Source organism: Phycisphaeraceae bacterium, assembly GCA_019636795.1.
Lineage (GTDB): Bacteria > Planctomycetota > Phycisphaerae > Phycisphaerales > UBA1924 > JAHBWW01.
Map to the genome: position 1 here is coordinate 21,977 of JAHBWW010000008.1, position 6,093 is coordinate 28,069.

Consider the following 6,093-nt stretch of genomic DNA (forward strand, 5'->3'; position numbering starts at 1 on the left):
CAACCACTTTCAAATCAATTGGCAGCATCCTCGATCGCTGCGCCGCCGGCCTTGATGTCCTTGCCCACGCCTTCGACCGTGTTGCATCCCGAGACGAAAATCGCCGCTGCTCCAACCAGCGACAGCACGATCATGCGCTTGAATTTTGCTCGCATCTGTATCTCCAATAATCGGGCACCATCCGCTCCAATGCGAACCGCGTTTCCGACGCAACATTCTATCCCTGCACAACTTGCGACTCTAGCCGCGCGCCCGCTGCCGGCCCGGACACAAACCAATCAGGAACAACCCCGGTCGATGCCTCATACCGCGCCGCGATCGCAGCACCGGCTTGGGCAGCATGCTCCGGTTCGACCAACGCCACCACACAGCCCCCAAAACCTCCGCCAGTCATCCGACAGCCGATGATGCCGCGCGTCTCACTGGCATATCCGACCAGGAGATCCAGTTCATGACAACTCACCTCGAAATCATCACGAAGGCTCACATGCGACGCCTGCATCAACGCGCCGACCCGTGCCCACGCGCCGGCCTCCATCGCTCGCGCCGCCTCGATCGTGCGCGCGTTCTCGCGCACCACATGCCGCGCACGACGGTACACAACCGGTTCAACCAGGGCTTCGAGTTTCGCGAGCATGCGCTCATCGACATCGCGCAGCAACTCGACGGGCTGACCCGCTGAGTGCAGCGCACTCGCCGCAGCCTCGCACTGCTGCCGACGCTCGGCGTATTCGCCTCCAGTCAGCGCATGCCGCACCATGCTGTTGATAATGAGCACGCTCACCCCGCGCAGCGCGATCGGCTCGGCACTGGCCGCACGACAATCAATCAGCAGCGCGCATCCTTCACGCCCCATGACGCTGATGAACTGATCCATCAACCCGCAAGGCACGCCCGCGTATTCGTGTTCAGCCTTCTGACACAACAGCGCCTTCTCGACCTCGCCCAGTCGCACGCCTGCCATCGACTCGATCGCCGTGGCCGTTGCGACTTCAAGCGCCGCCGAACTGCTCAGCCCACTGCCCAGGGGCACATCGCTGGTCACTGCAAGATCAACCGCACCGAGAACGATCCCGCGGGAAGCAAACCCCGCAATCACGCCGCGCACATACGATGTCCACCCCCGAGGCTCGCGGGCCAGCGTCTCAGACCGCGTCATCACCGTCATCGCCTGCGCGCCCGCCTCCTGATCGAGGGCTGTAAATCGATCACTCGCACCCGGCGCAGCACCGATCGCAACAGCAGTGCGCCGCTCGATCGCCATCGGCAGCACGAACCCGCCCGAATAGTCCGTATGTTCACCGATAAGATTCACGCGACCGGGTGCAGTGGCCACCACCGCAGGTGCCAGACCAAACGCAGACTGAAACCCCTGCACGCAGCGCCAGACCAGTTCCTCGCGTGCGCCCGCCACCTTCAAAGCCCCTTCTCGAGCACAATGCAATCCACGCCGAAGAACGTCCCGGATCCTTCACTCTTCTCATTGCGTCCGACGACTTCGAACCGCACGACATACCCGCCATCGCGGGCCTGATGCACCCCAAGGTCGATCGCGCCCGTCGAAGCCACATCGCGCGACGTCGTGTTGTAGAGGTCGAGTTCCGTTACACGCTCGCCGCCGACCGAGATCGCAACAATCGCGTAATCCCAGCTGCGCGTGGCGTACAGCATCAACCGCTCCTCGCCTCGACCCGGTACAAACAACTCAATGAAGTCCCCGACTTTCGTCGCACGCACCCAGAGGTGCTGCCCGCGGCTCCAGAGCGAAGGCCCAAACCCCCCTTGCGCGCCATACCCCAAACCCGCCGATGTCCGCACCACACGCAGCGATTCGGCCTCGAGCGCGCCCTCAATCACCAGCGGCGGCGGTAGCGCCGGAGCACGCGGCACATCGCGTCGCGCAGCCGCCGGATCCGGCTTGACGCTCTTGATCACACCCGGCTTGGCATAAAAATACACCACCGCCGACTGGCTGATGCGCGTGTCGCTCCAGTGCCACACTTCCATATCGAACTTGAGCGACGTCCGAAACGGAATCGCATCGAGCGCACGCAGCCGAGCGACCGTCGATGTGCCATAGTTGTTCCCGTACACATAACCATCGCTGCGGATCTGCGCGTGATACGCGGATTCAAATGGCTCCGGGCTGCACCACGCATAGCCGTAGTAGTCCTCAGTTCCAGTGCCAAAGTGCTGCGGAAATGCAGCCCCGTCGATATAGATCTTCTCGTCACCCTCACCCCACCACGCTTCAACCGGATTTGTGATCGTCAGCGCATCGCCCACCATCACGCCCTGACCGCGCAGATCTGCGAAGGTCCAATCCTTCATCGGGCGAGTCGCAAGATCACGCTCCTCACGCCAGGTCGTGTGAAAGTGCATCGATCGATCATCCCACACATGCAGCGTCTCCCGCCAAACAACTCGCACCTCGACCGCCGCTTCCCCCAGGTTGCGCAGCCGCAGTTGCGCTGAATCGCGATACGGCATCACCCAGTGCATCCGCATCGAGCCGTCAGCCCGCACACTGCGATTCCAGTCATCAAACGGATTGAGCCCGATGCCCGTGCCGAAAAAATCTCCCGCTGGTGCCCAGACCGTCACCTGCCCATCAAACTCCATCTCGACGACCAACTGCCGCAGCACGCGCTCATAGTCAATCCCTTCACCCGCGACATTCAGCCCGAACATGGCAATCGCGCGTGGTCCACGCTCAAAGCGGTGCTCCAGCACACTGCCTGCTTCAACCGTGCGCTGTACCGTTCCCGAAGTCTGTTCGCCGGGTCGCGCTTCAAGCCGCTTCGCCGCCTCACGAATCGCCGGCGATTCGTTGTACAACTGCTCTGCCCGCAGCGTCTGGACCAGTGTCCCCTCCTGATACGACCGGTAGTTGACAATGTAATAAAACCCTCCCGCATCACTCGTGATCACGCACCGACGCGCATAAGGAATCGGAAGAAACAGGTTGTAACCACGTGCCCGCACACCCGCGATCGGCTCGGGCGCAAGCCCGCCCGCCTTGAGCAGCGTTTCCATCGGACCCTCGATCACCGGCATCAGCTGATCGTCCAGATACACCCGCAATGTCCCTCGCGGATTCGCCGACCAGATTCGCACCACAGCACCCGGGCCCGAAGCATCCATCATCACATGCTCGTCGCGCCCCTGCCGCTTCTCGACGCGCAGAAAGTTCCCCGCGTCGTTGTTGGCAAACCACGCCTCTTCGCCCGGCTTGACCGACGCACGATCGTACGACGAGAACTGCAACCCCTGATACTCGGGGCTGGGCCAGCGAGACATCGCCTCGCGATCGGCCATTTCACCCAGCAGCGACTGAAACGTCACCACCTGCGCCTGCGCAGCCCCCACCCACATCGCGCACACCGCAAACAAAAGGCTCGCCACGAAAAACCCAAATCGCCTATGCATCATCAACATCTTCAAGGCTCCCGACCAGGCTCGATCATCGCGTCATCAGGCTCATCAGCCGATCGACGCCCGATTCATTCTCCAGATTCATCACGCACGCCGCGATCTCGTCCACACGCGCCTCGCCCACGACATCGCGCCCCAGCGCCCGCGCCTTGACCGCGATTTCATCCATCGTCATCGGGTCGCGCGGGTCGCCCTTGGGCACATCCACACGCTTGGAAAAACTCCGTCCGTCACGCAGCGTCAGCGTTACGCGGCTCGGTTGAAACTTTGGAAACAGGCTCTCGAACTCCTCGTTGGGCACCACCTGAACCATGTCCATAATCGGCTCAAGACGCTTGTCTTCGATGCGCGACTGCTTGAACTGCAGCGGTGTCACCATTCCATCGACCAGCCCCGCCGCCAGGCAGTACGGCAGCGAGTGATCGGCTGTCTCCTTGCCCGTCGGACGATACTTGTGCGGGTCGCCCAGAATGTCGGCCGCACGCGCGATCACCTCGACCCTGATCTCCGCCACATCCCCAGCCTTGATCCCGTTCTCACTGACGCACTTCATCATCGCCGTCAGCGGAGCATGGCTCAACGCCTCGATCGGAAAACTCTTCATCCCGCAATCAACAATGCGATAGTGGTCCTTCGGCGACCGCGGCAGATCTGCAACAAGCCCCGCCGCATCAAACGAGCACGCCTCCCCTTTACACACACTGTGCCCGAAGACATGAAACAAACCCTCCTTGCCGTCGAAGATGTGCTCGGGCCCGCTGTATCCCCTTGCCGCGAGCAGCGCCGACTCAACGCCCATCCGTGCCGCCCACGGATCGACCGTGTTCTTCATGTTCGTCAGTTTGCCCGCGGTCACAGCCCCAAGCGAGCCTGTGCGGCTCGCGCAGATCCCCACCGCATTGACCATCTGCTCGTGCGTCAATCCAAGCACACGCCCGGCCGAAAATGGAGACGCAAAACCCGTCAGCGTCGCGTGGTGCCAACCATACTCGCGCACGCCCGGCCGACCGATCTCGACCAGCCGCATCTCCATTTCGTACGCGATGACGGTCGCGAGGATCAAATCCTTCCCGCCACACCCCTTCATTTCGCACAGTGCCAGCGGCGCACCGAGAATATCACTCGGGTGGCTCGGGTCCGCCTTCCAGTAAATGTCATTGAAGTCCATCGCGCGGATCATGTGGCTGTTCAGAAACGCCGCATCCACCGGATTGGTCGCAAAGCCCGACACAAACGCCCGGCAAGGCCCCGCGTTGGCACCCCCGCCAGCCATCTCCTTGTGGTGCGCAAGCAGGATCACCGCGTCTTCCTGCTGACTCCCACCGAGCGCGCAGCCAAGCGAATCGAACCAGAACGCCTTGGCACGCTCAATCGCCGCAGCCGACAGGTCTTCATACCGCAACCCGCAAGCCCACTTGGCCAGGTCATAACTCACAAACCCGCTCGTCTTGTACGCACCCATGCCCAGTTCTCCTGACTGCAAGACTCCTGCACGCCGTCCACACACCAACCCCCGCCGTCTCAAGCCTAGCACCTGATCCACAATTCCGCACGCAGCGAGCGACTCGGGCATAGTCTCCATGAGTGCCTCCAGCACCGACCCGGACATCGCCATGACTACCCCGATCGACGAGTCCTCAAACTCCGCTTCTGACGCGCCCGAGCTGGCTCAACTTCAGGCTACCGACGATGACCGCTCGGTTCTCACCTCTCAACTCTCACTGATCACGTTGTGCCGCGTGTGCGGCTACGACCTCGTTGGCTTGCCGCACGACGCGTTGTGCCCCGAGTGCGGCTCGCCCATCGCCCAGTCCATCCGCACCGACGCGCTCATCAACTCATCGCCCGTCTGGCTCTCGACTCTCAGCCGTGGCGCATCGCTCGTGTTCTGGGCCACTTTCACGCAATTCGCCCTGCTCGTCGTCGGGCGCCCGGTCCTGGCCATCGTCTTCAACACGCTGAGCACATCGCCCATCCCGTCGGGTTTCATCATTGCCCTGTTCAACGTGCTCCTGAGTATCCTGATCATCCTCGGCCTGTGGATGCTCACCCGCCCCGAGCATGAACTGCTCATCTCCACGCCACGACGCATCGCGCTGGCCGCCCGCTGGTCAATGTTCTCAGCGCTGGGCATCGCCTTCATTTCATACTCTCAGAGCATCGGCGGCGCAGGCCCAAACCTGCACCTGATCAACTTCATCCTCTACTGCCTCTACACCGTCGCCTGGGGCCTCACGCTCCTGCACGCAGCCCACCTCTTCATCCGCATGGGTCAGCACAAACGCGCCACCAATGCCCGCGTCGTCGCGTGGGGGCTCATCATCACCGCCGCGGTGCTCATGGTTTCGATCGGAATCGTCTCGATCGCCGCGCCCGGAGGCCTCATGATCACCGCTGTTCCCGTCATGTGCGGAGCCATGATCCTCATGGCCCTGTTCATCGTTGCCGCCCTGGTCAGTCTGGCCCAACTCATGGCCAGCCTCGGCATCGTCGCCACCTACGCGCGCCGCGTCGCTGCACGCTCGAGCACGCAACCGATCCAATAAAGATGCTCAAAGAAATGTGCTCAGACTACAGCGCCTTCGCCACAGCCTCCGCCACAGCCGTGGTCGAGTCGCCCTTGCCGCGCCCCTTGACGTCGTACGTCGCCACCTTGTT

The 6,093-nt window shown here is 62.3% G+C and carries 5 protein-coding genes; 1 reads left to right on the forward strand and 4 read right to left on the reverse strand.

Features of this window, described 5'->3' with window-relative positions; translation table 11 throughout:
• Nucleotides 1–14: 14 nt before the first annotated feature.
• From KF757_14840 to KF757_14855, 4 genes are all read right to left on the reverse strand, one after another.
• The gene (locus tag KF757_14840; protein ID MBX3324252.1) at nt 15–155 is read right to left on the reverse strand and encodes an entericidin A/B family lipoprotein; all 141 of its coding nucleotides are present in this window, start codon (nt 153–155) and stop codon (nt 15–17) included.
• 62 nt (nt 156–217) lie between these two features.
• The gene (gene galK / locus KF757_14845) at nt 218–1,414 is read right to left on the reverse strand and encodes a galactokinase (protein MBX3324253.1); all 1,197 of its coding nucleotides are present in this window, start codon (nt 1,412–1,414) and stop codon (nt 218–220) included.
• A 2-nt stretch (nt 1,415–1,416) separates the two neighbouring features.
• The gene (locus KF757_14850; protein MBX3324254.1) at nt 1,417–3,432 is read right to left on the reverse strand and encodes a DUF2961 domain-containing protein; all 2,016 of its coding nucleotides are present in this window, start codon (nt 3,430–3,432) and stop codon (nt 1,417–1,419) included.
• Between the two features lie 31 nt (nt 3,433–3,463).
• The gene (locus KF757_14855; protein ID MBX3324255.1) at nt 3,464–4,897 is read right to left on the reverse strand and encodes an MmgE/PrpD family protein; all 1,434 of its coding nucleotides are present in this window, start codon (nt 4,895–4,897) and stop codon (nt 3,464–3,466) included.
• A 118-nt stretch (nt 4,898–5,015) separates the two neighbouring features.
• Between KF757_14855 and KF757_14860 the strand changes: the two genes are divergently transcribed.
• Nucleotides 5,016–5,981 (forward strand): hypothetical protein, encoded by a 966-nt coding sequence (locus tag KF757_14860; GenBank protein MBX3324256.1) that lies wholly within the window; start codon nt 5,016–5,018, stop codon nt 5,979–5,981.
• Nucleotides 5,982–6,093: the final 112 nt, after the last annotated feature.